The organism is Micromonospora sp. NPDC048843 (assembly GCF_040649965.1).
Taxonomy (GTDB): domain Bacteria; phylum Actinomycetota; class Actinomycetes; order Mycobacteriales; family Micromonosporaceae; genus Micromonospora; species Micromonospora hortensis.
Genome location: NZ_JBEZGJ010000084.1, coordinates 1 through 24,261, shown reverse-complemented (window position 1 = coordinate 24,261; position 24,261 = coordinate 1). Strand labels below are relative to the sequence as shown.

Genomic DNA, 24,261 nt, shown 5'->3' with positions numbered 1-24,261 from the left:
GGGGTCTCACCACTCCGCGTAGGAGCCGTCGGGGTGCCGCCAGGTCGGGCTGCGCCAGGCGTGCCCGCGCTTGTCAGCGGTCCGCACGGCGTGTTCGTCGATCTCGATGCCGAGACCGGGCGCTGTCAACCGCTGCACGTACCCGTCGACGAAGGTCAGCGGAGTCTGGTCGAGGCAGTAGTCGAGCACCTCGGCGCCCTGGTTGTAGTGGATGCCGATGCTCTGCTCCTGGATCAGGAAGTTGGGTGTGGCGAAGCCGACCTGGAGGCAGGCGGCGAGGGCGATCGGCCCGAGCGGGCAGTGCGGGGCGAGCTGCCCGTCGTACACCTCGGCCAGCGTGGCGATCTTGCGGACCTCGGTGATGCCGCCGGCGTGCGCGAGGTCCGGCTGGGCCACGGCGATGCCGGCCTGCAACACGGGCAGGAACTCCTGCCGGCTGTAGAGCCGCTCCCCCGTCGAGACGGGGGTGGTGGTGCAGCGGACGACCTCACCGATCAGGTGCGAGTTCTCCGGCACCACCGGTTCTTCCAGGAAGAACGGCCGGTACGGCTCCAGCAGCGGAGCGACCCTCCGGACGTTGGCGAGGGTGAACCGACCGTGGAAGTCGACGGCGACGTCGCGGTCGTCGCCGAGGACCTCGCGGGCGACGGCCACCCGCTGCACCACAGCGTCGAGGTCGGCGACCGAGGCGAGCGCGCCCATCCGCCCGGACGCGTTCATCTTCACAGCGGTCAGGCCCGCCTCGATCCGGGCGCTGATCTGGTCGCGGATCTCGGCAGGCTCGTCACCACCGATCCAGCCGTAGACCCGGATCCGGTCTCGGACCGGGCCACCGAGGAGCTGGTGCACGGGGGCGCCGTAGTGCTTTCCGGCGATGTCCCAGAGGGCCTGGTCCAGACCGGACACCGCACTGGCCAGGATCGGGCCGCCCCGATAGAAGGAGCCCTTGGTCAGCACCTGCCAGTGATCCTCGATGCGCAGGGCGTCCCGTCCGGTGAGCAGCTCGCTGAGTTGGTGGACGGCAGTGCGCACGGTCTCGGAGCGGCCCTCGCAGGTCGCCTCGCCCCAGCCGACGATGCCGGACTCCGTCTCGATCCGGACGAACAGCCAGCGGGGCGCGACCAGGAACGTCTCCACCTTCGCGATCGTCGTCATGTCCCGATCAGCCCTTCGTCGCACCGGCGGTGAGGCCGGAGACGACGTATTTCTGCACGAACAGGGCGATCAGCATGATCGGCAGGGTGACCACTGTCGCGGCGGCCATCAGGCCGCCCCAGTCGATGCTGGCGTAGCCGACGAAGTCGAAGATCGCGACCGGGAGCGTCTTGGTGTCGGAGCCGGAGAGCACCAGGGCGAACATGAAGTTGTTCCAGGAGAAGATGAAGGAGAGGATGCCGGCGGTCGCGACGCCGGGCACCGACAGCGGGAGGGTGATCCGCCGGAACGCGCCGATGTGGGTCAGCCCGTCGACCAGCGCTGCCTCTTCCAACTCGGTCGGCAGGCCGTCGAAGTAGCCCATCATGATGTAGACGATCAGCGGGAGCGACACGAACATGTGGCTCAGGATCAGCACCGTGAAGCCGCCGACCATCTTCAGGTTCGAGAAGACGTAGTACCAGGGCACCAGGAGCGAGACTCCGGGGATGACCCGGGCCATGAGCACGACGAGCGCCGACTTCTTCATGCTGAACCGGCTCATCGAGTACGCCGCGGGCACCCCGAGCAGGAGCGACAGCGTGGTGGCCGCGAACGCCACCCAGAGGCTGTTGCCGATGAACTCGAGGTAGTTCGCCTGCTGGAGAACCGTCTCGTAGTTCTTCAGGCTGGGTGAGAAGACGAACGCCTTGGCCGTGTCGTAGATGTCCACGTTGGTCTTGAAGGACGCCGCGATCATCCAGAGCAGGGGCGCCATCAGCGCGAACACCACGACGACGAGAGCCGAGTTGCGGAACACCCGGTACGGCTTGCTCGGCTTCATCGGCCCAGCCCCTTCTTGCGATAGGTGAGGGCCCACATCACCCCGATGATGATCAGGAAGAAGATGATGAGGACTGTCGACGAGACGCCGTAGTCGTTGTAGTCGAAGCTGAGGCCGTACGCGTACACGTTGAGGGTCTCGACCTCGTGGAAGGAACCGCCGCCGCGCCCCTTGGTGGCGTAGAGGATGTCGAACGTCTTAAGGGCGTCGATGCCGCGCAGCAGGATGGCGACGATCACGGTGGGCATCAGCAGCGGGAGGGTGACGTGCCGGAACCGCTGCCAACTGCTGGCGCCGTCGATCCGGGCCGCCTCCTGCGGCTCGTCGGAGAGCGAGGTGAGTCCGGCGAGCAGGATCAGCACGACCATCGGCGTCCACTGCCAGATGTCGATGAACATCGTCGTCGGCAGGGCCGAGTGCTGCCCGGCCAGCCAGGGTTGAGGGCCGATTCCGATCCAGCCGAGCAGTTGGTTCGCCATCCCGATGTTGGGGTCGAAGATCAGGCGCCACATCATGCCGACCGCCACCGGAGTGGCCACCAGCGGCAGGAGGATCGCGACGCGGACCCACTTCTCACCGCGGAAGGGCCGCCACAGCAGCAGGGCGATCGCCATGCCGAGAATGACCTCGAAGAACAGCACGACGCCGGTGAAGAGGACGGTGCGCCAGACCGCCGGCCAGAACCGGTCGGTGTCGGTGAGCACGTCGAGATAGTTCTGGAAGCCGATGAACTCGGACTCAGCGCGTACCGAACCCTCGGCGTCGGTCAGGCTCAGGTACCCGGTCCACGCCACCGGAAAGATGATGAGAACGGCGACGAACGCCATGGCGGGTGCCGCGAAGAGCCACTTGCGGTGTTCGTTGGCCCAACGCGACCAGGCCGACGTCGTATCCACTGACGCCGCGGGGGCCTCGGGCGAATCGGTACGGGGGGTGAGAACGGCTGACATTGAGAACTCCGGGTTGGAGGGGTCAGGTCCCGGCGAGGCGGCGGAGCCGGTGGGCCCCGCCGCCCTGCGCGTGTGCTACTTCGCCTCGTCGTCGAGGAACTTCTGGAACGCCGCGTTCGCCGTGTCCGCCGAGCTGGCGGCGTCCTTGCCGGTGATCGCGTCGACGATCGGCTGGCCGACGATCTCCCGCGCCTGGGCCACCTTCACCACCAGCGGACGGTCGTGCCCGACCCCGTTGGCGGTGCTGACCGTGTTGGCCTCGGCGAGGTCCTTCGGGTAGGAGGCGGTACCCGCCGGGTTCGCCCAGACAGAGGTGCGGGCACCGGGTACGCCGGCCGTCTGCTGCGCCAGCGCCTGCTCCTTGCCGGCGGCCCACTGGATGAACTTCCAGGCGTTGTCCTTGTTCTCCGAGCTGTCGTTCACGCCGAGCGCCCAGGACGGGATGTTGTACGGCTTCGATCCGGCCGGGCCGGCCGGGAAGGCGGCGAAGCCGACGGAGTCGACGACCTTGGACTTGGTCGGGTCGGTGGCGTTCTTGTAGAGCGAGTTGGCCTCGGTGTAGAAGGCGGCCTTGCCCTGCGTGAAGATCGCCATCGCCTCCGACCAGCTCATGTCGGTGCTGATGTTCTCCGGGCCGTGGTCCCTGAGCAGCCCGCCGTAGTAGGCGTACGCCTGCTTGGCCTGCTCGGTGTTCACAGTGGCCTTCCCGCTGGCGTCCACGAAGTCGCCGCCGAAGCTGAAGAGGAAGCTGGAGAACTGTGTGACAGCGGCGGCCTTGCCGGTACGAGCGACGAAGCCGGCGACGCCCGGGTTGTCGGCCTCGATCTTCGCGGCCTGCGCCTTGAGCTCGTCGAGGGTCTTGGGCGGCGCGGTGAAGCCGGATTTCGCCAGCAGGTCCTTGCGGTAGTAGAGGACCTCCTGCTCGGTGATGATCGGCAGCCCGACGACCTTGTCCTCGTAGGTCGTCGCCTGCATCGGCCCGGCCTGGAAGTCACCGAACTCGAAGGCGCTGTCGGACTTGACCTTCTCGCTCAGGTCGGCGAGGTACTTGTTCTTGCCGAACAGCTTCCCCTCCTGAAGGGGCCGGTACATCATCACGTCGAGGTCGTCGGACCCGGCGTTCAGCTTGACGTTGTACTGGTCGGAGAGCTGGTCCTCACCGAGCTGGGTGACCTCGACCTTGAGGCCGGACTGCTTCTCGAACTCCGGCAGGACCTTCTTGATGTTCTCTGTCCACACGTGGTTGACAAGTGTCACGCGGACGGTCTTCGAGCCCTCGCCGCCGTCGTCGCCGCCGCAGGCGGTCAGGCTCATGGCGGCGACCACAGCCAGAGAAATGCCGATTATCGATCGACGTCGCACGCTTGTCTCTCCTTCTGTCGTGGCCGCCGCCCCCGAGAGAGCCGCTACCTCGGCGTTACATCCGCTTAACATCCGGATGCTAGGCCGAATAAGCGGATTACCTCAAGAGGTAGATGCAAATGATATGATCTTTGAGTGGAACCGTCCTCACCAGAGGTTGCAGCCGCTCCGGCCCTCCCCGCCGAGTCCGGGCTGCACGCGCGCGTCCTCGAACACCTCGGCACCGCCATCTGCGGCGGTGAGCTGGCACCCGGATCGGTCCTCAACATCGACGAGCTGGTCGACAGGTACGCGGTGTCCCGCTCGGTCGTCCGTGAGGTGCTACGGGTGCTGGCCTCGATCGGATTCATCGAGGCACGCCGACGGGTAGGTGTGATGATCCGACCGGCGAGCGCGTGGAACGTCTTCGACCCGCAGGTGATCCGTTGGCGTCTCGCCTCGGCCGGCCGGATGGCCCAGCTCCGCTCCATCACCGAGCTGCGCACCGCCGTCGAGCCCCACGCCGCCTACCTGGCCGCCAGCCGGATCGGCCGTGACGAGGCGAGCGATCTCGTCGGGCTGGCGGCGAAGATGTGGGCCGCCGGCGAAGCCGGCGACGAGGAGCGCTTCCTGCACCTCGACATCGAGTTTCACCGGCGCGTCCTGCTCGCCTCCGGCAACGAGATGTTCGTCCGGCTCCAGGAGCTGGTCGCGGAGGTGCTCACCGGCCGGCACAAGCACCACCTCATGCCGCACCACCCGCATGAGCAGGCTCTCCAGATGCACGCCGACGTCGCCCAGGCGATCCAGCGGCGCGACGGGGAGCGTGCCCGGCAGGCGATGGTGCAGCTGATGGAACAGGCCTTCGACGAGATGAAGTCGCTGTGGGAGCAGACCGGCGAGCCCGACCGCGGGGCGATCAGACGCTGACCGGGCCCCTCGATCGCCTCAGCGGACCACGCCGATACCCGTGAACGACCTGTCGTACTCGGTGAACGACCGGTTCGTGTACGGCGCGTAGATCCAGGTCCGCAGCGAGTTGGCGGCGGTGTCGACCTCGACCAGGCGTACCGGGTTGGTGCTGTTGGAGTGGAACGTCTGGAGGAACGAGTAGATCTTGTTTCCGTTGACCCCGGTGTCGACCCGGTTGGCGGCGATGCCCGTGTGACCGGAGAAGACGAACCGGATGTTGGCGTACTGCTTGACCAGGTTGTCGAAGAGGTACTGCGGGCTCGTCGCGCCGTACCCGGCACTCTGCTCGATGGCGCCGTTACCGTCGATGTAGTCGTGGGTGACCACGATGACGTTGTGCCGAGGGTTGGCGGCGACGACGCTCCTGGCCCAGTTCACGGCCGCGACCCGGGGCCAGAGTTCCAGGGTCAGCACCATCCACTGCACGCCACCGGCCGCGAAGGTCGAGTACGAGTTGTCGACCTTGCCGGCCTCGAACTGCCCCCGGACCGCGCGGTACTGGCTGACTGTGAAGTACTGGTTGAACACGCTGGTGTCGCGGACGAGTTCGCGGGTGCGGGCGGGGTCGCGGGCGGAGCCGCCGACGCCGGTCGCCTGGGTGTCGTGGTTGCCGAGAGCCAGCGCGTACGGGATTGCGGCGTTCTCGATCGGCCGCATCGCGTTACGGGCGATGACGTACTGCGCGTGGTCCGGGGTGTCCCAGTTGACCACGTCACCGGAGGAGGTCACGAAGCGCAGGTCAAGCGCGGACCGGTTCTGCACCAACCAGTTCGTGCGGTTGAGGAACCGAGGGTCCGAGCTGCCCAGCACCTCCTGCTGGGTGTCCGGCAGGACGGCGAAGCTGAACTTCGGGTCGGTGGTGCCCTCGGTCTCCATCCGCGCGGACGCGATGTGGACGTTGCGGTCGCAGGAGTCGGCCCGGAAGTCGTTGACGAGCTGGATCCGCACCGTGTGCTGGCCGGCGCCGACCGCCGCGCCGACCGGGTAGGTGCCGTAACTGGTCGCGCTGACGATCGTGGTCTGGCCGACGTCGACGCCGTCGACCGTCACCCGGACGGTCGGCCAGCCCTGGCAGTTGTCACCGACCGCCCCGATCACCACTCGCCCGGAGCCGCTGATGCTGGTGCTGGCATAGCTGGAGTTGCCCCAGAGCGAGGCGTGCGTGCCGGACGCGGGCACCGGGGTGCCGGTCGCCGTACGGATCGCACCGTCCACGACGGTGAACGGGGATGCCTCGGCGGCGCTGGCCGTGCTGCCGGCGAACGCTCCCCCCGCGATGACGACCACTGTCGCCACGGCCATCGCCACGATCGTGGACCCTGATCTCCTGATTCGCACCGCTGATCCTCCCTTGTCGACGTACGCCCAGAAGCTGGGCATTCGTAGCCTAGGACGAATCGGGACGACACATGTGAATACTTAACAGCCATCCTGCGTACTTGAGTTGTACTGCGTCAGTCGGTCCGGGCACTGAGGCTCCGTGCCAGGACCGGGATCATCACCGCCGCGGCGACGAGGTGCAGCCCGAGGAGGGCGATGACGACACCCACTACCGAGAAGAAGCCGGTCACCACCGCGAACCCGGACAACGGAATCGTCTCGCCACCATCGGGGATCTCGAAGTCGATGCCAGCGGCTCGGGCCAGCGCGGCGGCGAGGGTGGTGCTCACCACCGCCACGAGCGTGGCAGTCAAGCCGGTGCCGGCGAGCCCGCGGAATCGGTGGGTGTGGCTGGGTCGGCCCGCTGCCGGGCCGGTGACGCGCGCCACGGCGCAGCGTGAGTGTCCACATGGGACTACTCCGTGCCGTCCGCCGGCAGGCGCTCCGGCAGCCCGAGCCGCGGGAACTGGTCGTCGTGGAAGGTGAATATCTCGGTGATTCTGCCGCCGGTGACGCGCAGGACGTCGATGGTCAGCGGCAGGTACGCGCCCTCCTGCTTGCGCCAGTGGTAGAAGGCGACGGCGGGCTGGCGGTTCACCGAGGTGGGGACCGCGTGCAGGCCCGTCATGCCATCGAAGCCGTCCTCGACCCAGTTGTTCACCACAGCGTCGCGGCCGACGTACAGGCCCGGGGTGGGTGGCATCGAGCAGCGGACGTCGTCCCGCAGCAGGCCAGCGAGCACGTCGACGTCAGTGGCCACGCTGGCGTCGGTGAAGCGGCGCACCAGCTCGCGCGTGCCGGCGTCCTCCTCGCCCCCGGTCCAGTCCTGCCGCTCGGCGGGCAGGTGCTCCCGCATGCCGGCACGCGCCCGCTGCAGGGCACTGTTGACCGAGTTGACCGAGTCCCCGATTAGCTCCGCGACGTCCTTCGCCGGCCAGCCGAGCACGTCCCGCAGGATCAGCACGGCCCGCGGACGCGGCGCGAGATGCTGGACCGCGACCAGGTACGCCAGCTCGATCGTCTCCCGCGCGACGGCGACGGTCTCCGGCTCGTCCGCGTCGCCCGCTGGCAGCTCGTCGAGCAGCCGGTCCGGGTAGGGCTGCAACCACAGCACCTCGCCGCCGGTCGCCGGCTCCGGGCGGCGCTTGGCGAGCAGGTCGAGGCAGGCGTTGGTGGCGATCCGGTACAGCCAGGCCCGGAACGTCGACCGCCCCTCGAACGTCTCCCGCCGCCGCCAGGCACGCAGGAACGTCTCCTGCACTGTGTCCTCGGCGTCCTCGAACGACCCGAGCATCCGGTAGCAGTGCACGTGCAGTTCCCGCCGGTGCCGCTGCGCCAGCCCCGAGAACGCCGGCTCGTCGACCTCGCTCAGACCGCTCACGCCCAGCTCCTCCAGCCGCGTGTTCGCACTCATCACGTCATCCTTCCGCCTCGTCATGTCCTGTCCTAGGTATGACGGGCGCGGACGCGACAACTCATCACTCGGGTCTGATCGAGTTGGTGAGTGGCGGCCGTACTGATCCGACGGCCACCGGCGGCAGCTGGCCTCACCAACCCGTACGGTCGTCGTCATAGGGCGGACGCCCCGACCAGCGTGATGACTCACAGGCATCTTTATGCCGGTGAGTCATCACGCTCGCGGGCGCATCCGCCTCCCGGCGGACCGGTGAGGCGCGAGCGTGGTCCTACTGGGCCGTGCCGCCACCCGATCGACCCGCACCGGTGGCGGAGGGCCGGTGCGCGATGCGGGGCGCTCGCACGGCGGAGGCGTTGCCGGCGCCGGGGCGGTAGTCCCGTGCCGCGCTGGCCACCATCTCGTCGGCGTCACGAGCGAGCGCCTGCCGGATGTGCGACGGAACGAACTCGGACGTCGCCATCGCCAGTCGGACCTGCACCGCGCGGTCGTCGACCAGGCGGGCCAGGTCCGCCTCGCTCAGCTCGACGGCCCGCACCAGCGCGGCACGGACGTCGACCACCGGGTCCGCGGCGAGCGCGCTGCGCTGCTCGGCGCTGGTCCGCGGGTTGCGGGCAGCCCCCTTGCGTACGCGTGCGGTGCGATCGGCCAGCAGGGCGGTGATCACGTCGGGGTCGTGGGTGTGCGTGGCGAGTCGTTCCCGTACCTCGGGTGACACGTCGTTGATCAGCTTGGCGGCCAGCTCGGGCTCCAGCTCACGACTCTCCGCGAGGAGACCGCGAAGCTCCTTGTCCGAGGTCTGCGACATGACCTGGCGGATCGACTCGTCACAGGCCGGGTTGCCGGCGACTGCCCAGCGGACCCACCGGTCGGCGTCCTTGACCAGGCGCATGAGGTTGGCGATCGAGGTGGAGGGGTTCCGCGCGACGGCCTCCCGGACCTGACGATCATGGTCACGGGTGAGCGGTCGCAGGGCCTGCGCTGGTGCGTCGGCCCGTGAGGCGACCGCTTTGCGGACCAGCTCCGATGGGTCGGACGCCAGGTCGATAAGGGTCATTTGTGGCGTTGTGGGGTCTTGGGCGAGGGCGAGCCGAGCGTCAGCGCTGCCACCGATCGGACGGTGGGCGGTGGTGCCGGACTGGCTGTGTCGGTCGGCCGCGCCGACGTCCTGCTGTTTCCCCATGCCGCAATCATGTCACGCGCCCGGTTCGGCAGTACCGGCCGCGGGCGGCACCGGGGCGGGCAGGCGCAGGCCGGACATGCCGCCGTCGACGGCCAACGAGGTACCGGTCACCGACCTGGTCACGGGCGAGGCGAGGTAGACGACGGCGGCGGCCACCTCGTCGGCTGTCACCAGTCGGCCGGTCGGCTGGCGGGCGGCCAACTGCCGTTTCTCGGCCGTCGGGTCGGCCGCGCCGGCGAGAAGGCGAGCCACCCACGGCGTGTCGACGGTGCCGGGGGCGACACAGTTGACCCGGACGCCCTCCGTCACCAGGTCGGCGGCCATGGCGAGGGTGAGGGCGTGCACGGCACCCTTCGACGCCGAGTACAGGGCGCGTCGGGGCAGGCCGACGGTCGCCGCGATCGAGGAGATGTTGACGACCGCCGCGGACGACGAACGGCGCAGGTACGGCAGGGCGACGGCGCTGGTTCGGGCCACGCCGGAGACGTTGACGTCGAGTACCCGGCTCCACTGCTCGTCGTCGTCCTCCTCCACAGTGCCCACTGCCGAGATGGCGGCGTTGTTCACCAGGATGTCGATGCCGCCGAACGCTGCCGCGACCGAGGCGACGGCCGCGCTGAGGGAGGACCGGTCTGCCACGTCCGCTCGGACGCCGAGTACGCCGGGATCCTCCGGCAGGCCGGACAGCTCCAGGTCCAGGACACCCACCCGGGCGCCGGCGGCGGTGAACGCCCGTACGCAGGCGAGACCGATCCCCGATCCACCTCCGGTCACCACCGCCACGAGACCGTCACACCGCATCAGGCGTCCCGGAGCGTGTTGCGCTGCCGACCGAGGCCGTCGATCTCGACCTCCATCACATCGCCGACGGACAGGTACGGGAAGCGGCCGGAAAGTGCCACTCCCTGCGGGGTGCCCGTGTTGATGACGTCGCCCGCGTCCAGGACTGTGTACTGGGACAGGTGCCAGACCAAGTACGCCACGTCGAAGATCATGTCCTTGGTGCTGGAGTCCTGGCGGGGCTCGCCGTTGACCCAGGACCGCAACCGCAGCGCCTGCGGGTCGGCGATCTCGTCGGCGGTGACCAGCCAGGGGCCGAGCGGTTGGAACGTCTCGCAGGACTTGCCCTTCGACCACTGGCCGCCGGAGACCGCGAGTTGGAAGTCCCGCTCGGAGACGTCGTTGGACAGCACGTACCCGGCGACGTGCCCGAGGGCGTCGGCCGGTGAGGCGAGGTAGCGGGCCGTCCGGCCGATCACCACCGCCAACTCCACCTCCCAGTCGGTCTTCGTCGATCCGCGCGGGATCAGGACCTCGTCGTAGGGGCCGACGACGGTGTTGGGCGCCTTGTAGAAGATGATCGGGTCGGTCGGTGGCTCGGCCCCCGACTCGGCGGCGTGCGCGGCGTAGTTCTGCCCCACGCAGAGCACCACCCCGGGTCTGGCGATCGGTGCGCCGACCCGCTGACCGGTGATGTCGATCTCGGGCAGGTCGGTGGCCTCGCGAACCCGCCGGACGCCGTCGCCGGCGAGGAACTCGCCGTCGATGTCGGGGGTGAGCGACGAGAGGTCGAAGTGCCGCCCGTCGACGTACAGCACGGGACGCTCCCGCCCCACCGGCCCGACGCGCATGAATCTCACGAACCCGACCTCCAGTGCATAGGGCGCAAAGCCCCTATTTCCTATAGGATGTTGCCTTGCTAGTGTGTACTCGCTCACAACGGCACAGTCAAGGGGTGGCTGAGGAGACGAGATGACCCAGCAGGACCCTCGCGAGGGTCGACTCCGTCCCGCCCGACGACTCACCCTCACCGAGGACGTCTACGAGTCGATAAAGACGCTGGTCATGGACCACATCCTTCCCCCCGGCGAGCGGGTCAACATCGACGCGCTGGCACGGGAACTGGACGTCTCCCCCACCCCGGTCCGCGAGGCCCTCGCCCGGCTGGAGGCCGACGGTCTGGTCCGTAAACGCCCGCTCTCCGGCTACACCACCACGCCGCTGCTGAGCCGTGCCGAGTTCGACGACCTGTTCGACGTCCGCCACCTGCTGGAGGGCGCCACCGCCGGGCGGGCCGCCACGCACGCCTCCGCCGAAGCCCGCCAACGGATCAGCGTCGAGGCGGCGGCGAGCATCGACGTGGAGGCCGGCGACGGCTATCGCCGACACGCCGCCTTCACCGCGCTGGACGCGAAGTTCCACGACCTGATCGCCGAGGTCTCCGGCAGCCCCCTGCTGCGGGACACCATCACGCGGCTGCACTCACACCTGCACCTGCACCGGCTGTACTTCCCGGTCGCCGGCGCGCCGGACACCAACACCGAGCACCAGCGCATCGCCGCCGCCATCGTCGCCGGCGACGCGGCAGCCGCCACCGAGGCGATGCGCGCCCACCTCAGCGCCGCCCGGGAGCGTCACCTGCCCGCCTTCGACCAGCTCCCCACCCCCGGAACACCGCGCGACTCGGCGTGACCCACCCCCACACCTCCGAGGAGCCGCCATGCGGATCGCCCTCTTCATCACCTGCGTCAACGACCTCGCGTTCCCGGCCACCGGCATCGCTGTCACCCGCATCCTGCGGCGGCTCGGCCACACCGTCGACTTCCCCACCGACCAGACCTGCTGCGGGCAGATGCACGCCAACACGGGTTACCGGGCCGAGGCCATGCCCATGGTGCGCAACTACGTCGACATCTTCGACTCCTACGACGCCATCGTCGCGCCGTCCGGGTCGTGCACCGCGATGATCCGCGATCAGTACCCGCGTCTGCACCCGCCCGCCACCTCGGTGGCCGCCCGCACGTACGAGCTGTCCGAGCTGCTCGTCGACGTTCTCGGCGTCACCGACGTCGGCGCCGAGTTCCCGGAGACGGTCACCTACCACCCGACCTGCCACGGCCTGCGCATGTTGCGCCTCGGCGACCGGCCGCTGACCCTGCTGCGCGAGGTGCGCGGGATCAAGCTGGTCGAGCTGGGCGACGCCGAGGAGTGCTGTGGTTTCGGCGGCACCTTCGCCCTGAAGAACCCGGACGTCTCCACCGCGATGCTCACCGACAAGTGCGCCCGGGTCCGCGACACCGGCGCGCTGGTGCTCGCCGCGGCCGACAACTCCTGCCTGGCGCACATCGGCGGCGGCCTCGACCGCCACCGCTCGGGCGTACGGGCCGTGCACTACGCCGAGATTCTCGCCGAGACGGGAGCCACCTCATGAACCCACCGGTCGCACCCGCCACCGGGGGCGGGCGGATCCGCACGCCGCTGCCGTTTCCCACCGCCGCCAAGCCGGCCGTCGCCGACACGCAACTCCGGGCCAACCTGCACCGGGCCACCCGCACCATCCGGGCCAAGCGAGCACGGGTCGTCGACGAGGTAACGGACTGGGAGGCCCTGCGCGACGCCGGCTCGGCGATCAAGGCGGACGTCCAACGTCGCCTGCCGGAGCTGCTCGAGCAGTTCGAGGCGTCCGCCACCGCTGCCGGCGCCACAGTGCACTGGGCCCGCGACGCTGCCGAGGCGTGCCGGATCGTCGTCGCCTTGACCCGGGCCACCGGGGCCGACGAGGTCGTGAAGGTCAAGTCGATGGCGACCCAGGAGATCGAACTCAACGAGGCGCTGGAGGCCGCCGGGATCGCCGCGTACGAGACCGACCTGGCGGAACTGATCGTGCAGCTCGGCGACGACACCCCCTCGCACATCCTGGTGCCGGCCATCCACTACAACCGGGCCCAGATCCGGGAGATCTTCCAGCGTCGCATGGCCGACGCGCCGGCCGACCTGAGCGACGAACCGGCCGCGCTGGCCGAGGCGGCCCGCGCCCACCTGCGACGGCGTTTCCTCTCGGCCCGGGTCGCCGTCTCCGGCGCCAACTTCGCCGTCGCCGACACCGGCACGCTCGTGGTGGTGGAGTCCGAGGGCAACGGCCGCATGTGCCTCACCCTCCCCGAGACGCTGATCAGCGTCGTCGGCGTCGAGAAGCTGCTGCCGACCTTCAGCGACCTGGAGGTCTTCCTGCAACTGCTGCCGCGATCCTCGACCGGCGAGCGGATGAACCCGTACACCTCGATGTGGACCGGCGTCACCCCCGGCGACGGCCCGCAGGACGTGCACATCGTGCTCGTCGACAATGGCCGGTCCGCGGTGCTCGCCGACCCGGTCGGGCGGCCCGCGTTGTCGTGCATCCGCTGCTCCGCGTGCCTGAACGTCTGCCCGGTGTACGAGCGGGCCGGCGGGCACGCGTACGGCTCGGTGTACCCGGGGCCGATCGGGGCGATCCTGTCGCCGCAGCTGACCGGCGTGGCCGACAACGCCTCGCTGCCGTACGCGTCGACCCTCTGCGGCGCCTGCTACGACGTCTGTCCCGTGAAGATCAACATTCCGGAGATCCTGGTTCACCTCCGCCAGCAGGCACCGCACCCACCCGTCGAACGGGCCACCATGCGCGTCCTGTCCTGGGTGATGCGCAGCCCCCGACGTTGGGCTGCCGCCCTGCGCCTGGCCCGGGCCGGCGCGGGGCCGCTCGGGGCGTACCGTGAGCGGCGCACCGGCGCTCGGACGCTGCGGCGACTGCCCTGGCCCGCCTCGGCGTGGACCCGGTCGCGCGACCTGCCGCTGCCCGCGCCGCAGACCTTCCGGGAATGGTGGGGTAAGCAGTGAGCGCACGTGACGAGATCCTGGCGCGGCTCCGGACGGCGCTGGCCGACAGCCCGCCGCCGGTGCAGGTGCCCCGCGGGTACCGCCGGGCCGACGACCGCTCCGACGTGATCGGGACCCTGGTCGATCGCCTGGAGGACTACCGGGCCGTCGTCCACAGTGGCATCGACGCCCTACCCCGACTGCTCGGTGGGGTCGACCGGCTCGCCGTCCCCACCGACGTCCCCGCCGACTGGCTGGCCGGCTACGCCGGAGAGCTGCACCGCGACGCGCCGCCGCTGTCACCGGCCGCGCTCGACGACCTGGACGCGGTCCTGACCGGCTGCGCCGTCGTGGTCGCCGACACCGGCACCATCATCCTGGACGCCGGCCCGGCGCAGGGGCGGCGCGCGCTCACCCTGGTGCCCGACCGGCACATCTGCGTCGTGCGCACCGACCAGGTCGTCGGTCTGCTGCCGGAGGCGCTGACCCGACTGGACCCGCGCGCCCCGCTGACCTTGATCTCCGGCCCGTCCGCGACCAGTGACATCGAGCTCAACCGTGTCGAGGGAGTGCACGGCCCACGCCGGCTGGAGGTCGTCCTGATCGGCCCAGCGGGCGGCTCAGGAGCCTGACGACGGCACCTGCTCGTCGCTGCGGCTCTCGCCCGCCGTCACGCGCAGCGGAATGCCGCGCACGTTGAGCAGCATGACGATGCCCACGCCGACCACCAGGGCGATGTCGGCGACGTTGCCGACGAAGAACCCGGCGTAGTCGATGAAGTCCACCACGTGCCCGCGAGCGAACCCCGGCTCCCGGAAGAGGCGGTCCAGCAGGTGCGTGGTCGCGCCGCCGAGCACCAGGCCCAACGCCACCCCCCAGGCGCGCGACGTGACCCGCCACGCGACGACAGTCACCGCGACCACCGCCGCCGCCGCGAACACCGCGAAGATCCAGGTGTACGCGGAGCCGATCGAGAAGGCGGCGCCCGGGTTGTACAGGAGTCGCAGTTGCAGCAGGTCACCGAGGATGGTGATGGTCTGCCCGCCGGAGAGCGCGGACTCGGCCCAGTACTTGGTGAGCTGATCCGCGGCGAGCACCACAGCAGCGATCAAAACGACGGCGCGGAACATCAGCGAACCCTAGCCGGTCAGCGGTGACCGTCACCACCGATGGTGAACGTCGGGGCAGCCCGGAAACGAGCCCGCCTGGCCGCACGCCGAAATGCGCCGAGCACCGCCGGCCCGGCGAGTGTGACGAGGACTGCTGTGGTGACCGCCCGCCCGGTGTCCCAGCCCAGCGAGGTGACTGTGAAGAAGGTCAGGTACCTGTGGAGTTGCTCCAGGGCCGGCAGGCCGGGCTGGTAGGCGATCGAACTGGTCGGGTCGAGCGAGAACGGCCAGAAGGACAGGTTCAGCATGAAGCCGAAGAAGTATCCGCTCACCGCCGCGTAGGCGGCGAGCAGGACGATCTCGGCCCGTCCCCGGGCCCGGGGCAGCAGGCCGGCGAACATGCCGACCCAGGCGCAGCCGAACATCTGGTACGGCATCCACGGTCCCACTCCCCCGGTGAGCAGGGCGGAGGCGAACAGCGAGGTGCAGCCCAGCGCGAAGCCGAAGCCGGGCCCGAAGACCCGACCGGCGAGCACGAGGACGAAGAAGACCGTCTCGATGCCCGCCGTGCCGGCGCCGAGTGGTCGCAGGGCCGCGTTGATCGCTGACAGCACACCCAGCATGGCGAGCGCCTTGGCGTCGATCCTGCCGTCGGCGATCTCGGCGAAGATGACGGCGAGGACGAGGAGCAGCAGCACCCCGAACATCAGCGGAGGGGTCTGGGTGGAGCCGAAGGTTCCCGGCGCGACGACGAACGGCCACAGGAACGCCACGAAACCGAGGAACGACGCCATGGTGATCGCGAGCACGGCGCGGGCGGGCACCCGGACCGCGACGTTCAGTGTCGTCATGCGGGCACCGCCGGAGCGTCGAGGGCGGCGGCGACCTGCCCGACAGTCAGGTACGGCAGCGGTGCGAGGATCTTCGCGACCTGCGGGGCGAACGTCGGCGACGCGGTGAGGACCGCCGGGACGGATCCGGCGGCGACGATCTCACCGTCGGCCATCACCACCACCCGGTCGGCGGTGGCGGTGGCGAACTCGACGTCGTGGGTGGCCACCACGACGGCGCGGCCCTGCGCGGCGAGGTCGTCGAGAGTGCGGGTCAGCGCGGCCTTGGCCTGGTAGTCCAGTCCACGGGTGGGCTCGTCGAGGAGCAACACCCCGGGGGTGACGGCGAGTTGGATGGCCAGGACCAGGGCGAGTTGCTGCCCGGCGGACAGATCCCGGGGGTGGCTGTCGCCGTCGATGCCGGCCGCGATGCCGTCGAGGAGCCGTCGCGCGCTGCCCGGTTCGGCGCCGTCGCGGTCGGCCTGGTCGAGTTCGGCGTCGACGGTGTCGAGGTACAGCAGGTCGGTCGCGGTCTGCGGAACGAGGCCGACGAGTCGGCGGGCCTCGCTGGCACCCACCCGACCCGGGTCGAGGTCGCCGTGTGTCGGGTCGGGCACGACGACGGCGCCACCGTCCCGGCGACCCGAGCCCTGCAAAGCCCAGAGCAGTGACGACTTGCCGGAACCGTTGCGCCCCATCAGCGCGGTGATCTCACCGCGTACCAGGGTCAGGTCGACTCCACGGACGGCGACGACCGACCCGTGCCGGACGATCACACCGGTGGCGGTGAGCGCGTTCCGGGCGTCGGCGTGGGAGTGGCGGTGTGGCTGCGGTGGCGTGGCGGGTAGCCGGTCGCGCAGTGTGGTGGCGTGCCGGCGGGCGTCGCGTACCGACAGCGGCAGCGGTGACCAGCCGGCCAGGCGCCCGAGTGCGACGACCGGCGGCGCGACTGTGGTGCCGGCGACGAGCGTGGCCGGGTCACCGTGGCGGACACTGCCGTCGCGGGCGACGTGGATGAGCCGGTCGGCGTACGGCAGGACCCGTTCCAGGCGGTGCTCGGCCAGCACGACCGTGACACCGAGGTCGTGGACCAACCGGGTGATGGTGGCGAGGACGTCGTCGGCCCCGGTCGGGTCGAGCGCGGAGGTGGGTTCGTCGAGGACGAGCACCCGTGGGTGGGCGGTCAGCGCCGCGCCGATCGCCACCCGTTGCTGCTGACCGCCGGAGAGTTCGTGCAGACCACGGTGGCGCAGGTCGACGAGGCCGAGCAGGTCGAGGGTCTCCTCCACCCGGGTCCGCATCACCGCCGGGTCGAGCGCGAGCTGCTCCATCCCGTACGCCAGCTCCTCCTCGACGGTGTCGGTGACGAACCCGGCTACCGGGTCCTGCCCGACAACGCCGACCAGGTCGGCGAACTCCCGGGGTGGATGGTGGGCGGTGTCCCGGCCGGCGACGCGCACGCTGCCCTGGAGGGTGCCACCGCTGAAGTGCGGGACGAGCCCGTTGATCGCGGCGAGCAGTGTCGACTTCCCCGCGCCGGTGTGGCCGACGACAAGGCACAGCTCCCCCTCGTCGATGTCGAGGTCGACGTCGCGGACTGTGGGGCGGGGCGCGCCGTCGTACGTGATGCTGACGCGCTCGAAGCGGATCATGACGGTGCTCCTGCGGTGTCGGCGGCGCGGCCTCGCGCGGCGGCGGCGGGCTGCGGTCGGTGCGGGCGTGGCGGTGTCGGTGCGGCGATCGCCGCGATGGCGGCGACGAGGATCGCGGCGGCCGGTAGCGCGGGCAGGGTGGGCCAGTGCAGCGGGTAGAGGCTCGGGTTGAGCGCGGCGGGGTCGTAGCCGGTGCCGGCACCGAGCACGACGGCCGTGACGACGCCGCAGCCGGCGACCGTCCACTCCGGCCACTGCCACGGGTCGGGCCGGTAGCGGCTGCGGGAGACCCGACGCCCACCGAGCGCCATCCCGGCGACGCAGAGCAGCACACCACCGCCGAGGCCGCCGAGCCCGACCGGGCGGGGCACGCGCGGGTCGAGCAGGCCGTACACGCCGACGCACAGGCCGGCCATGCCGGTGAGCATGAGGACACCGGTGAGCCGCCGCGAGCCAGGCGTGGCGGTGCCGACCCGGCCGTAACCGCGGGAGTCCATGGCGGCGGCCAGCCGCAGCGACCGGTCCAACGCGTCGTGCAGGACCGGCATCACGATGGCCCGCACGGCACCGAGGCCCCTGGCCCGTCCGGCACGCAGCCGGCGGGCACGGGCGACCCGTTGGACGCTCTCCACGAGTTGCGGTGCGACGCTCAGCGAGACGGTGACGGCGACACCGAGTTCGTACAGCGCGCCGGGGAGGACCCGCAGGGCACGTTTGGGGTTGGCGAGGCTGTTGGCGGCGCCGATGCAGCACAGCAGGCAGGCCAGCCGGAGCCCGTCGACGGCGGCGGACAGTGTCGCCTCCAGGGAGACCGGACCGCCGATCTGGATTCCCGCGTACCACTCGGGCGTGGGCAGCTGCGGGAGCCGGAACAGGATGTGGTCGTCGGGGGTGATGCCGGAGGCGAAGACCGTCCGGAACACCACCCGGATCGCGATGATGATCAGCGCGAGGTAGAGGTAGTAGCGGAACGCCCGTGCCCAGGGCGCGTCAGTGCGGCGGGCGCTGACCACGAATCCGAGCACCGCGAAGATGAGCAGCAGGAGGAGGGGGTTGCTGGTGCGGCTCGCGGCGGTGGCCAGCGCGAGCGCCCACAGCCACCAGGCCACCGGGTGCAGGGAGCGCGGCAGCCGGGCTACCGCGAGGCGATGGACAAGGCCGGTACGGATCGGGCGCATCGGGTCAGGTGCGGCGGCGTCGCCAGCCGACGACACCGCCGGCGAGGGCGAGCAGCGCCAGCAGCCCGACCGTGATCAGTGCCGGCAGCGCCGAACCGGTGTCCTGGCGGGCAGCAGTCGCGGTGGGTGCCGCGTCGAGGATGTAGGGTCCGTCGGTGGTGGCGTTCGGCGATCCGGACGGCACCACCGGACCCGCGGATGTCGCCACTGTGGACGACGGCGTCGGCGCGCCACTGACCGGGACCGACGCTGGCGCTCCCGCCGGCGGGAGGGCGGGTGGAGGGTTGCCGCCTGCGGGGTTGCCCGGCGCCGGCGGGTTGCCAGCGCCCGGTGCGTTTTCGCCACCTGGCTGAGCCGGGGTGGGCGCGGCGGGGGCCGGAGGGGAGGTGGTGGCGCCGGTCGGCTTGCTGTTGCGGGCTCGGACGCTGTCCGGGCTGAACCGGGGCCGCCCCTCGGTCCCCCCGATGTCGGTCGCCCCGAAGATCCACAGGTCGACGCTGCCGGGCTTGGGTTTGTAGCTCATCGCGCCGAGTTGGCTGTAGACCCAGCTGTTCTGCCCCGGGTCGGCGTGCCAGTACGACCAGTACGCGCTGGCCGGCGGGGTGAGGGCACACCCCTCGTCCGCCGGGGTGGGGTACTGGGTGCCGCCCTGGTGGCCCGCGTAGCCGATCCGGCAGATGAACGCCGGCCCGTCGTGCTGTGTTCCGGTGGTGCGCCAGCCGCCCTGGTTGAGCAGTTGGTAACCGGTGGTCGGGGTGGTGCCGCAGGACCGCAGGAGCGGCCCACCCCAGCGGCTGAAGTCGACAGCGAGGATCACCCCGGACGAGGTGGTGCACTGCCCGATCGGCAGCGGGTCGGCCAGCGCCGGCGTGGGCGTCACCGCCAGCGCGCCGACGATCGTCAGCGCCACTGTCGAGCGGCGCCACCTGCGGGCCGTCACGACAGGCCGCCCTGGTCGGCGACAGCGCGACGGCGTGCGGAGACCCGCAGCAGGATGCCCGCGACGACGAGCACCAGCGCCAGCAGGGTGATCGTGACGATCGACCAGCCAGTACGGGGCAGGTTGCCCGACGAGTGCCCGCCGGTGCCGGGCGACGAGGGGGTCACGCTGGGAGCCACGGACGGAGACGGCGACGCCGACGACGGGCTCGCGGTGGGCGTGGGCGTCGGGGTCGGGGTGGCGGACGGGTCCGGGCCCGGCAGTTCGTGCACGTCCCGGGTCAGGGTGGCGAACGAGATGCCTGTCGCGCCGCCGACGACCTGGGTGGACGCGCGTACGTCCGAGCCGGTCTGCCCCCCGGCGGCGACGGTGAACCCGCCGTCGTCGTTCTGCTGACCGGCCAGGAACGACAGTGCCTTGTCGGCCTGTCGGGCGTAGGTGTCGCCGCGCAGGGTGAGGCCCTGGATCGCGAGCGCTGTGGAGTTGGTGGAGTCGCCGGCCGCGCCGGGGAAACCGCCGTGTGCCTTCTGTGTCGACGCGATCCAGCTCAACGCCTTGTCGACGGCGCTGACCGCGGCCGGGTCGTCGGTTGACGACGCGAGAGCCATCGCTGCCATCGCGGTGCTGTCGACGTCCCGGTCGGCGTCCGCCGCCGGGATGAGGCTGGGGAACGATCCGTCGGCGCGCTGGAGGCCCTTCAGGAAGGCGATCGGCTTGGCGGCGGCCTCGCCCTGTCCGGCGCGGCGCTGCGCGATGATGCCGAGCGACTGCCCGAACACCGATGTGGCGTACCGGTAGTTGCCGGCCCCGGCGCAGCCGGCCTGCATGTCGAGCTTGGCGCAGGTGACGTCACCGAGCGCGGCGATCAGGTCGTGTCCGCCGAAGGCACGCGGGTCGTACCCGGTGACCTGGGCGAGGAGGGCCACCTTGCCGATCGCGCCGCCAGCGGCGTAGTCGGTACCGATGCCGAGCCACGTGTCGACTGTGAATCCGCTGTCGCCGACCGCGCCGCCGCCGCGCAGGAACTCGACGATCGCCCGCAGCTTGGCGTCGTCCCCGCCGGTGGCGGCCAGGGCGTAGGCGCCGTCGATGCTCAACCCGAAGTCGGGGAAGCCGGGGAACGACTCGTAGTACCTGCCGTCGATCAGGTTGGTCGGCGCGACGAGGTAGGACACCCCCTTGACCAGGTCGGGTCGCGGCCCGGCCGGCGGTGGCGGCGCACCCAGGCTGGCCAGGTTCTTGCCGGCCAGCGCGAGCGCGGCACCGGTCGTGGCGGCCAGGTCGGCGTCCGGGTTGCTCGGGTCGGGGCTGAGCCCACCGCCGGTGGTGATCCGGCCGACCAGCAGGCCGGTGGCGGCAGCGGCCCGGTCGGCGAGGCCCAGCACGGCGAGGGCCTGCGCGGCGTACCCGGTGGAGTAGGTGTCGGTGACCCCCGCGCCGGCGTACGGCTGGTAGCCGCCGTCGGGCTCCTGCGCGCCGGACAGGAACGCCTTTGCCGAATTCAGCGCCGCGTCGTGCCCGCCGAGTGTGTGCAGCGCCAGGACGGCCAGGGCCGTGGCGGCGAGGTCCGGATCACAGGCATCGGTCGGGCTGAGCCATCCGCCGGCGAAGGCGCCGGTCGCACACTGCTGCGCTGTCAACCGGGAGACGGTTGCGGCGGGCGGGGTGACGCCGGCCCGCTTGAGCGCGAGCAGCGCGCTCGCGTGGCTCATCGGGCCGGCGGATCCGGCGAAGTCACCAGCAGCGGCACAGCCAGCGGCGATGTCGGTCGCGGCGCAGACGTGGTCGGTGAGCGTGGCGATCAGATCCCGGCCGCCGAACGCACGGGGGTCGCCGCCGATGATCGTGGCGAGGAGCGCGAGGTCGGCGACGTTGCCGGCGTGCGGCGCGGCGGTGTCACCGTTGGGGAAGATCGCGGCGTCGACGTGCGTCCGGAGGTAGTCGACGACCTTCGTCAGGGTCTGAGCCTGACCGCCGGTCCCGGCCAGGGCTGTGGCGACGGCGATGGTCCGGTGGTAGTCGACACCCCAGTTGTCGACGTGGTCGCCATCGGTCAACTGCCCCACCAGGTAGCTCGCGACGGCCTTGACCTGGGCTTCCGTCGGCCGCGCCGGTTCGGGTGTCCCCGTCGGGGTCGCCGTCGGGGTCGCCGTCGCGCTCGGGGTCGGGCCGCTCGCGCGCACCGACGCGGGGGTGAAGCTCGGCGCCCCGGTGGAGCCGCCGATGTCGGTGCCGCCGAAGACCCACGCCTCGACCTCGCCCGGCCCCGGTCGCTGCGCCATCGCCCCGAGTGGACTGTAGGTCCAGTGGTCCTGCCCGGCCGGGGCGATCCAGTAGGACCAGTAGGCCGTCGCTGGCGGGGTCAACTGGCACGCCTCGTCGGCCGGCGTCGGGCGTTCGGCGCCGGCGTCGAAGGCGGCTGAGCCGATCCGGCAGATGAACCCGGGCCCGTCGTGGGCGGTGCCGGTCGTGGTGAAGCCCGCCTCGTGCAGCAGGTCCAGACCGGTGGTCGGGGCGGCGTCGCAGCCCCGCAGCAGCGGCCCACCCCACGCCCCGAAGTCGACCGCCACGATCGCGCCCTGGGTGGGGGTGCACGCCTCCAGCGGATCGGCGAGCGCCGCACGGGTCGGCACCACGAGCGCCAACGCGCCGAGCAGCACCGCGGCGACGAGCGCCAACCACGGCGCGGGAGTCCGCGACGTTCGACTGACCAGTGGGGACATGGCGACTCTCTCAGGGGTAGCGGCGCAGGCGCGGACGCGGACCCCGAGGACAAGTCCCGGAAATCTGGCTCCGCGCCGTGTACCTCGACGGCGCTGCGGTGCTCTATCCAGCCAGGTAATCCGACTCGTCCCGATTGGGACCTACGGCTGCGGGCCAGCGCCGGACTTTGACCGGCTTCCCCTGACTGCTGGATCGCGGTCATCGGACCACAGCAGCAACCACCCAGTCAACGCGAGAACGTGTCATGTACCTAACAGCGCGCGGTAGGGACTTCCTCCCATACGGTGACCGCGTCATCGCGTGGGGGAACCCGGTGGAAATCCGGGGCTGACGCGCAACGGTGAGGACGGTTGGCCGTCCCGAGCCCGACTACCCACGTGGTGACGCAGCACCTGCGGTATCCGTCCCACGCGTCCTGCGGCCGGCCCGCCCCGCTCCGCCGGCTCTCCCGTTGGGCCCCGGGTCGAGGCAGTCGTGCCCCGTACCCCCAAGGAGACCCGATGTCCTCGCGCCTTTCCTCCGGCAGTCGCCGGAGACGTCTCGCGACGGTTCCCGCCGCCGCGTTGATCGCCACTGTCGTCGCTGTCGCGACCGGTGCCGCACCGGCCGCCGCGACCTCGACGGCGGCGCAGATCGCCACCGCCAAGACCAACGGCGTCGCCTACCTGCGCACCCTCCAGGCAGTCGACGGCAGCTACGCCAGCGGCGGGCTGTCGAACGAGTGGGTGTTCAGCGCGTTCGCCCCCGCCGGTGTCGCGGCGGTGGACGTCTACCCCTCCGGCGACACGACAAAGAACGCCCGCACCGTGTACCGCAACCAACTCTCCGCCGCGTCCTGGCCGAGCACCTCCCCTGTCGTCACCGACTACGAGCGCGGTGTCCTGAACGCCTATGCCGCCGGCATCGACCCCGCTCGCGTCTCCCCCGCCCGCAACCTGATCGCCGACACCATCGCCTACTGGCAGACCGGCTCGGCCGGCTACTACGGCCCGCCGGCCAACTTCAACGGCACCGTATTCGCCACCCTCGCCCTGGCCGGCGCGAAGACCCAGGCCGGTGCCGCCCGCGTACCGCAGGCGCTCCTCAACCTGTCGGTCACCCGGATCCGCAACAACCAGCACAACGACGGCGGCTGGACCTTCACCCAGGCCGAGGGCAACCCCAGCCAACTCGCCGCCGCCAGCGACATCGACATGACCGGCGCCGCGATGGCCGCCCTCTGCGTCGCCGGTGTCCCCAACACCGACACCGACGTCGTGCAGGCGAAGAACTTCCTCAAGGGCAAGCTCGTCAACGCCTCGGGCGCCTTCACCTCGATGTTCGGTGTCAACACCGACTCCAACGCGTGGGCCGTCTCCGGGCTCAACGCCTGCGGCATTCCCAGCCAGGGCTCCGATTTCACCACCACCGCCGGCAAGACCCCTATCGACTTCCTGCGGGCCCAGCAGCTGACCGGCGGCGGTTTCAAGTACCTGACCACAAACACCACGCCGTCGGCGTACGCCTCCATCGACGCGGTGCGGGCCCTGGCCGGCGCGGGCTACACCGCCGCTCCCCCGACCCCGGTCACCGCCGGCGCGCCCACCTGGGTCGCGGCGAGCGGATTCACCGCCGGCACCGCCACCCGGCTCGCCGTGATCATTGACAATGGCAGCGGCAGCATCAAGCCGTGCGCGGTCACGCTGACGCCGACCGCCGCCACCACCACCCTCGGCACCGTGCTGGACGCCGCCATCAGCGCAGCCGCCCCCAGCGGCTGCGTCACCGCCCTCAACCCGACCAGCGGCACCGGCACCATCACCTCGATCAACGGCCTGGCCAACAGCGGCTCCTCCACCTGGAAGGTGTCCAGGGACGGGGGGACCCCGGCCACCGCGACCCGTGGCACGACAGTGACAGTGGGCGACACCATCTACCTGCGCTACGGGGTCTGATTGTCGTCCGGGCGCTGACGTGGCCGGCGGCGGCTCACCCGCCG

The 24,261-nt window shown here is 70.9% G+C and carries 22 protein-coding genes and 2 riboswitches; of the genes, 6 read left to right on the top strand and 16 right to left on the bottom strand.

Translation table 11 applies throughout. The features are described from left to right. Window positions 1-6: 6 nt before the first annotated feature. From dgoD to AB0C20_RS20110, 4 genes are all read right to left on the bottom strand, one after another. The gene (gene dgoD / locus AB0C20_RS20125) at window positions 7-1,155 is read right to left on the bottom strand and encodes a galactonate dehydratase (RefSeq protein ID WP_357568497.1); all 1,149 of its coding nucleotides are present in this window, start codon (window positions 1,153-1,155) and stop codon (window positions 7-9) included. A 7-nt stretch (window positions 1,156-1,162) separates the two neighbouring features. Beyond that, a complete protein-coding gene (locus tag AB0C20_RS20120; RefSeq protein WP_238683956.1) occupies window positions 1,163-1,978 on the bottom strand; it encodes a carbohydrate ABC transporter permease in 816 nt (271 codons plus the stop codon). Beyond that, window positions 1,975-2,928 carry a sugar ABC transporter permease gene (locus tag AB0C20_RS20115; RefSeq protein ID WP_208646462.1) on the bottom strand — a complete coding sequence of 318 codons (954 nt, stop codon included), beginning with the start codon at window positions 2,926-2,928 and terminating at the stop codon, window positions 1,975-1,977. The genes AB0C20_RS20120 and AB0C20_RS20115 overlap by 4 nt, the downstream gene beginning before the upstream one ends. Before the next feature lie 75 nt (window positions 2,929-3,003). Next, complete coding sequence (locus AB0C20_RS20110) at window positions 3,004-4,242, bottom strand: sugar ABC transporter substrate-binding protein (protein ID WP_357189546.1); 1,239 nt, start codon at window positions 4,240-4,242, stop codon at window positions 3,004-3,006. Between the two features lie 183 nt (window positions 4,243-4,425). On the opposite strand from AB0C20_RS20110, the gene AB0C20_RS20105 reads away from it, so the two are divergent. Further along, window positions 4,426-5,199 carry an FCD domain-containing protein gene (locus tag AB0C20_RS20105; RefSeq protein ID WP_357189544.1) on the top strand — a complete coding sequence of 258 codons (774 nt, stop codon included), beginning with the start codon at window positions 4,426-4,428 and terminating at the stop codon, window positions 5,197-5,199. Between the two features lie 18 nt (window positions 5,200-5,217). Here AB0C20_RS20105 and AB0C20_RS20100 read toward each other — a convergent pair whose 3' ends face one another. The 6 genes from AB0C20_RS20100 to AB0C20_RS20075 form a co-directional block, all read right to left on the bottom strand. After that, window positions 5,218-6,543, bottom strand: a complete 1,326-nt coding sequence (locus AB0C20_RS20100) for a carbohydrate-binding domain-containing protein (RefSeq protein WP_357189656.1) — start codon at window positions 6,541-6,543, stop codon at window positions 5,218-5,220. A 152-nt stretch (window positions 6,544-6,695) separates the two neighbouring features. Further along, entirely contained in the window at window positions 6,696-7,010 is a 315-nt protein-coding gene (locus AB0C20_RS20095; RefSeq protein ID WP_357189542.1) for a DUF6069 family protein, read from the bottom strand. 26 nt (window positions 7,011-7,036) lie between these two features. Beyond that, on the bottom strand, window positions 7,037-8,035 hold the full coding sequence (locus tag AB0C20_RS20090) for an RNA polymerase subunit sigma-70 (protein ID WP_357189540.1): 999 nt from the start codon (window positions 8,033-8,035) through the stop codon (window positions 7,037-7,039). Window positions 8,036-8,306: 271 nt separating this feature from the next. Next, entirely contained in the window at window positions 8,307-9,218 is a 912-nt protein-coding gene (locus tag AB0C20_RS20085; RefSeq protein ID WP_357189538.1) for a hypothetical protein, read from the bottom strand. Window positions 9,219-9,230: 12 nt separating this feature from the next. After that, window positions 9,231-9,992: an SDR family oxidoreductase gene (locus AB0C20_RS20080; protein WP_357189536.1), complete on the bottom strand. Its 762-nt coding sequence runs from the start codon at window positions 9,990-9,992 to the stop codon at window positions 9,231-9,233. 26 nt (window positions 9,993-10,018) lie between these two features. Beyond that, on the bottom strand, window positions 10,019-10,858 hold the full coding sequence (locus tag AB0C20_RS20075) for a fumarylacetoacetate hydrolase family protein (RefSeq protein ID WP_357189534.1): 840 nt from the start codon (window positions 10,856-10,858) through the stop codon (window positions 10,019-10,021). Between the two features lie 112 nt (window positions 10,859-10,970). Here AB0C20_RS20075 and AB0C20_RS20070 point away from each other — a divergent pair, with 112 nt between their 5' ends. From AB0C20_RS20070 to AB0C20_RS20055, 4 genes are read left to right on the top strand one after another with little or no spacing between them, the layout of a single operon-like run. Beyond that, a complete protein-coding gene (locus AB0C20_RS20070) occupies window positions 10,971-11,690 on the top strand; it encodes a GntR family transcriptional regulator (protein WP_357189532.1) in 720 nt (239 codons plus the stop codon). 28 nt (window positions 11,691-11,718) lie between these two features. Beyond that, window positions 11,719-12,429, top strand: a complete 711-nt coding sequence (locus tag AB0C20_RS20065; protein ID WP_357189530.1) for a (Fe-S)-binding protein — start codon at window positions 11,719-11,721, stop codon at window positions 12,427-12,429. Then, window positions 12,426-13,871, top strand: a complete 1,446-nt coding sequence (locus AB0C20_RS20060; RefSeq protein WP_357568496.1) for a LutB/LldF family L-lactate oxidation iron-sulfur protein — start codon at window positions 12,426-12,428, stop codon at window positions 13,869-13,871. Before AB0C20_RS20065 ends, AB0C20_RS20060 begins: the two co-directional genes overlap by 4 nt. Next, window positions 13,868-14,482, top strand: coding sequence for an LUD domain-containing protein (locus AB0C20_RS20055; protein ID WP_357189526.1), 615 nt, complete (start codon window positions 13,868-13,870; stop codon window positions 14,480-14,482). The genes AB0C20_RS20060 and AB0C20_RS20055 overlap by 4 nt, the downstream gene beginning before the upstream one ends. Here the strand turns inward: AB0C20_RS20055 and AB0C20_RS20050 are convergent. The 6 genes from AB0C20_RS20050 to AB0C20_RS20025 are packed head-to-tail and all read right to left on the bottom strand — an operon-like array spanning window position 14,471 to window position 22,282. After that, entirely contained in the window at window positions 14,471-14,980 is a 510-nt protein-coding gene (locus AB0C20_RS20050; RefSeq protein ID WP_357568495.1) for a signal peptidase II, read from the bottom strand. The genes AB0C20_RS20055 and AB0C20_RS20050 overlap by 12 nt on opposite strands. Window positions 14,981-14,997: 17 nt before the next feature. Beyond that, the gene (locus AB0C20_RS20045) at window positions 14,998-15,810 is read right to left on the bottom strand and encodes an ECF transporter S component (RefSeq protein ID WP_357189522.1); all 813 of its coding nucleotides are present in this window, start codon (window positions 15,808-15,810) and stop codon (window positions 14,998-15,000) included. Then, the gene (locus AB0C20_RS20040; protein ID WP_357189520.1) at window positions 15,807-17,441 is read right to left on the bottom strand and encodes an ATP-binding cassette domain-containing protein; all 1,635 of its coding nucleotides are present in this window, start codon (window positions 17,439-17,441) and stop codon (window positions 15,807-15,809) included. Before AB0C20_RS20040 ends, AB0C20_RS20045 begins: the two co-directional genes overlap by 4 nt. Continuing rightward, window positions 17,438-18,619 carry a CbiQ family ECF transporter T component gene (locus AB0C20_RS20035; protein WP_357568494.1) on the bottom strand — a complete coding sequence of 394 codons (1,182 nt, stop codon included), beginning with the start codon at window positions 18,617-18,619 and terminating at the stop codon, window positions 17,438-17,440. The genes AB0C20_RS20040 and AB0C20_RS20035 overlap by 4 nt, the downstream gene beginning before the upstream one ends. A 4-nt stretch (window positions 18,620-18,623) precedes the next feature. Continuing rightward, window positions 18,624-19,559 (bottom strand): LPXTG cell wall anchor domain-containing protein, encoded by a 936-nt coding sequence (locus AB0C20_RS20030; RefSeq protein ID WP_357568493.1) that lies wholly within the window; start codon window positions 19,557-19,559, stop codon window positions 18,624-18,626. Beyond that, window positions 19,556-22,282, bottom strand: coding sequence for a prenyltransferase/squalene oxidase repeat-containing protein (locus tag AB0C20_RS20025; RefSeq protein ID WP_357568492.1), 2,727 nt, complete (start codon window positions 22,280-22,282; stop codon window positions 19,556-19,558). Before AB0C20_RS20025 ends, AB0C20_RS20030 begins: the two co-directional genes overlap by 4 nt. Before the next feature lie 92 nt (window positions 22,283-22,374). Beyond that, window positions 22,375-22,514, bottom strand: a riboswitch (cobalamin riboswitch). 42 nt (window positions 22,515-22,556) lie between these two features. Further along, window positions 22,557-22,679, top strand: a riboswitch (cobalamin riboswitch). A 104-nt stretch (window positions 22,680-22,783) separates the two neighbouring features. Here AB0C20_RS20025 and AB0C20_RS20020 point away from each other — a divergent pair. Continuing rightward, window positions 22,784-24,217 (top strand): prenyltransferase/squalene oxidase repeat-containing protein, encoded by a 1,434-nt coding sequence (locus AB0C20_RS20020; RefSeq protein WP_357568491.1) that lies wholly within the window; start codon window positions 22,784-22,786, stop codon window positions 24,215-24,217. Window positions 24,218-24,261: the final 44 nt, after the last annotated feature.

Excerpts from the sequence above, each read along its gene's own strand:
- dgoD (WP_357568497.1), bottom strand. The coding sequence starts at position 1,155 with ATGACGACGATCGCGAAGGTGGAGACGTTCCTGGTCGCGCCCCGCTGG.
- AB0C20_RS20120 (WP_238683956.1), bottom strand. The coding sequence starts at position 1,978 with ATGAAGCCGAGCAAGCCGTACCGGGTGTTCCGCAACTCGGCTCTCGTC.
- AB0C20_RS20115 (WP_208646462.1), bottom strand. The coding sequence starts at position 2,928 with ATGTCAGCCGTTCTCACCCCCCGTACCGATTCGCCCGAGGCCCCCGCG.
- AB0C20_RS20110 (WP_357189546.1), bottom strand. The coding sequence starts at position 4,242 with ATGAGCCTGACCGCCTGCGGCGGCGACGACGGCGGCGAGGGCTCGAAG.
- AB0C20_RS20100 (WP_357189656.1), bottom strand. The coding sequence starts at position 6,543 with ATGGCCGTGGCGACAGTGGTCGTCATCGCGGGGGGAGCGTTCGCCGGC.
- AB0C20_RS20090 (WP_357189540.1), bottom strand. The coding sequence starts at position 8,035 with ATGAGTGCGAACACGCGGCTGGAGGAGCTGGGCGTGAGCGGTCTGAGC.
- AB0C20_RS20085 (WP_357189538.1), bottom strand. The coding sequence starts at position 9,218 with ATGGGGAAACAGCAGGACGTCGGCGCGGCCGACCGACACAGCCAGTCC.
- AB0C20_RS20070 (WP_357189532.1), top strand. The coding sequence starts at position 10,971 with ATGACCCAGCAGGACCCTCGCGAGGGTCGACTCCGTCCCGCCCGACGA.
- AB0C20_RS20065 (WP_357189530.1), top strand. The coding sequence starts at position 11,719 with ATGCGGATCGCCCTCTTCATCACCTGCGTCAACGACCTCGCGTTCCCG.
- AB0C20_RS20060 (WP_357568496.1), top strand. The coding sequence starts at position 12,426 with ATGAACCCACCGGTCGCACCCGCCACCGGGGGCGGGCGGATCCGCACG.
- AB0C20_RS20050 (WP_357568495.1), bottom strand. The coding sequence starts at position 14,980 with ATGTTCCGCGCCGTCGTTTTGATCGCTGCTGTGGTGCTCGCCGCGGAT.
- AB0C20_RS20045 (WP_357189522.1), bottom strand. The coding sequence starts at position 15,810 with ATGACGACACTGAACGTCGCGGTCCGGGTGCCCGCCCGCGCCGTGCTC.
- AB0C20_RS20040 (WP_357189520.1), bottom strand. The coding sequence starts at position 17,441 with ATGATCCGCTTCGAGCGCGTCAGCATCACGTACGACGGCGCGCCCCGC.
- AB0C20_RS20035 (WP_357568494.1), bottom strand. The coding sequence starts at position 18,619 with ATGCGCCCGATCCGTACCGGCCTTGTCCATCGCCTCGCGGTAGCCCGG.
- AB0C20_RS20025 (WP_357568492.1), bottom strand. The coding sequence starts at position 22,282 with ATGTCCCCACTGGTCAGTCGAACGTCGCGGACTCCCGCGCCGTGGTTG.
- AB0C20_RS20020 (WP_357568491.1), top strand. The coding sequence starts at position 22,784 with ATGTCCTCGCGCCTTTCCTCCGGCAGTCGCCGGAGACGTCTCGCGACG.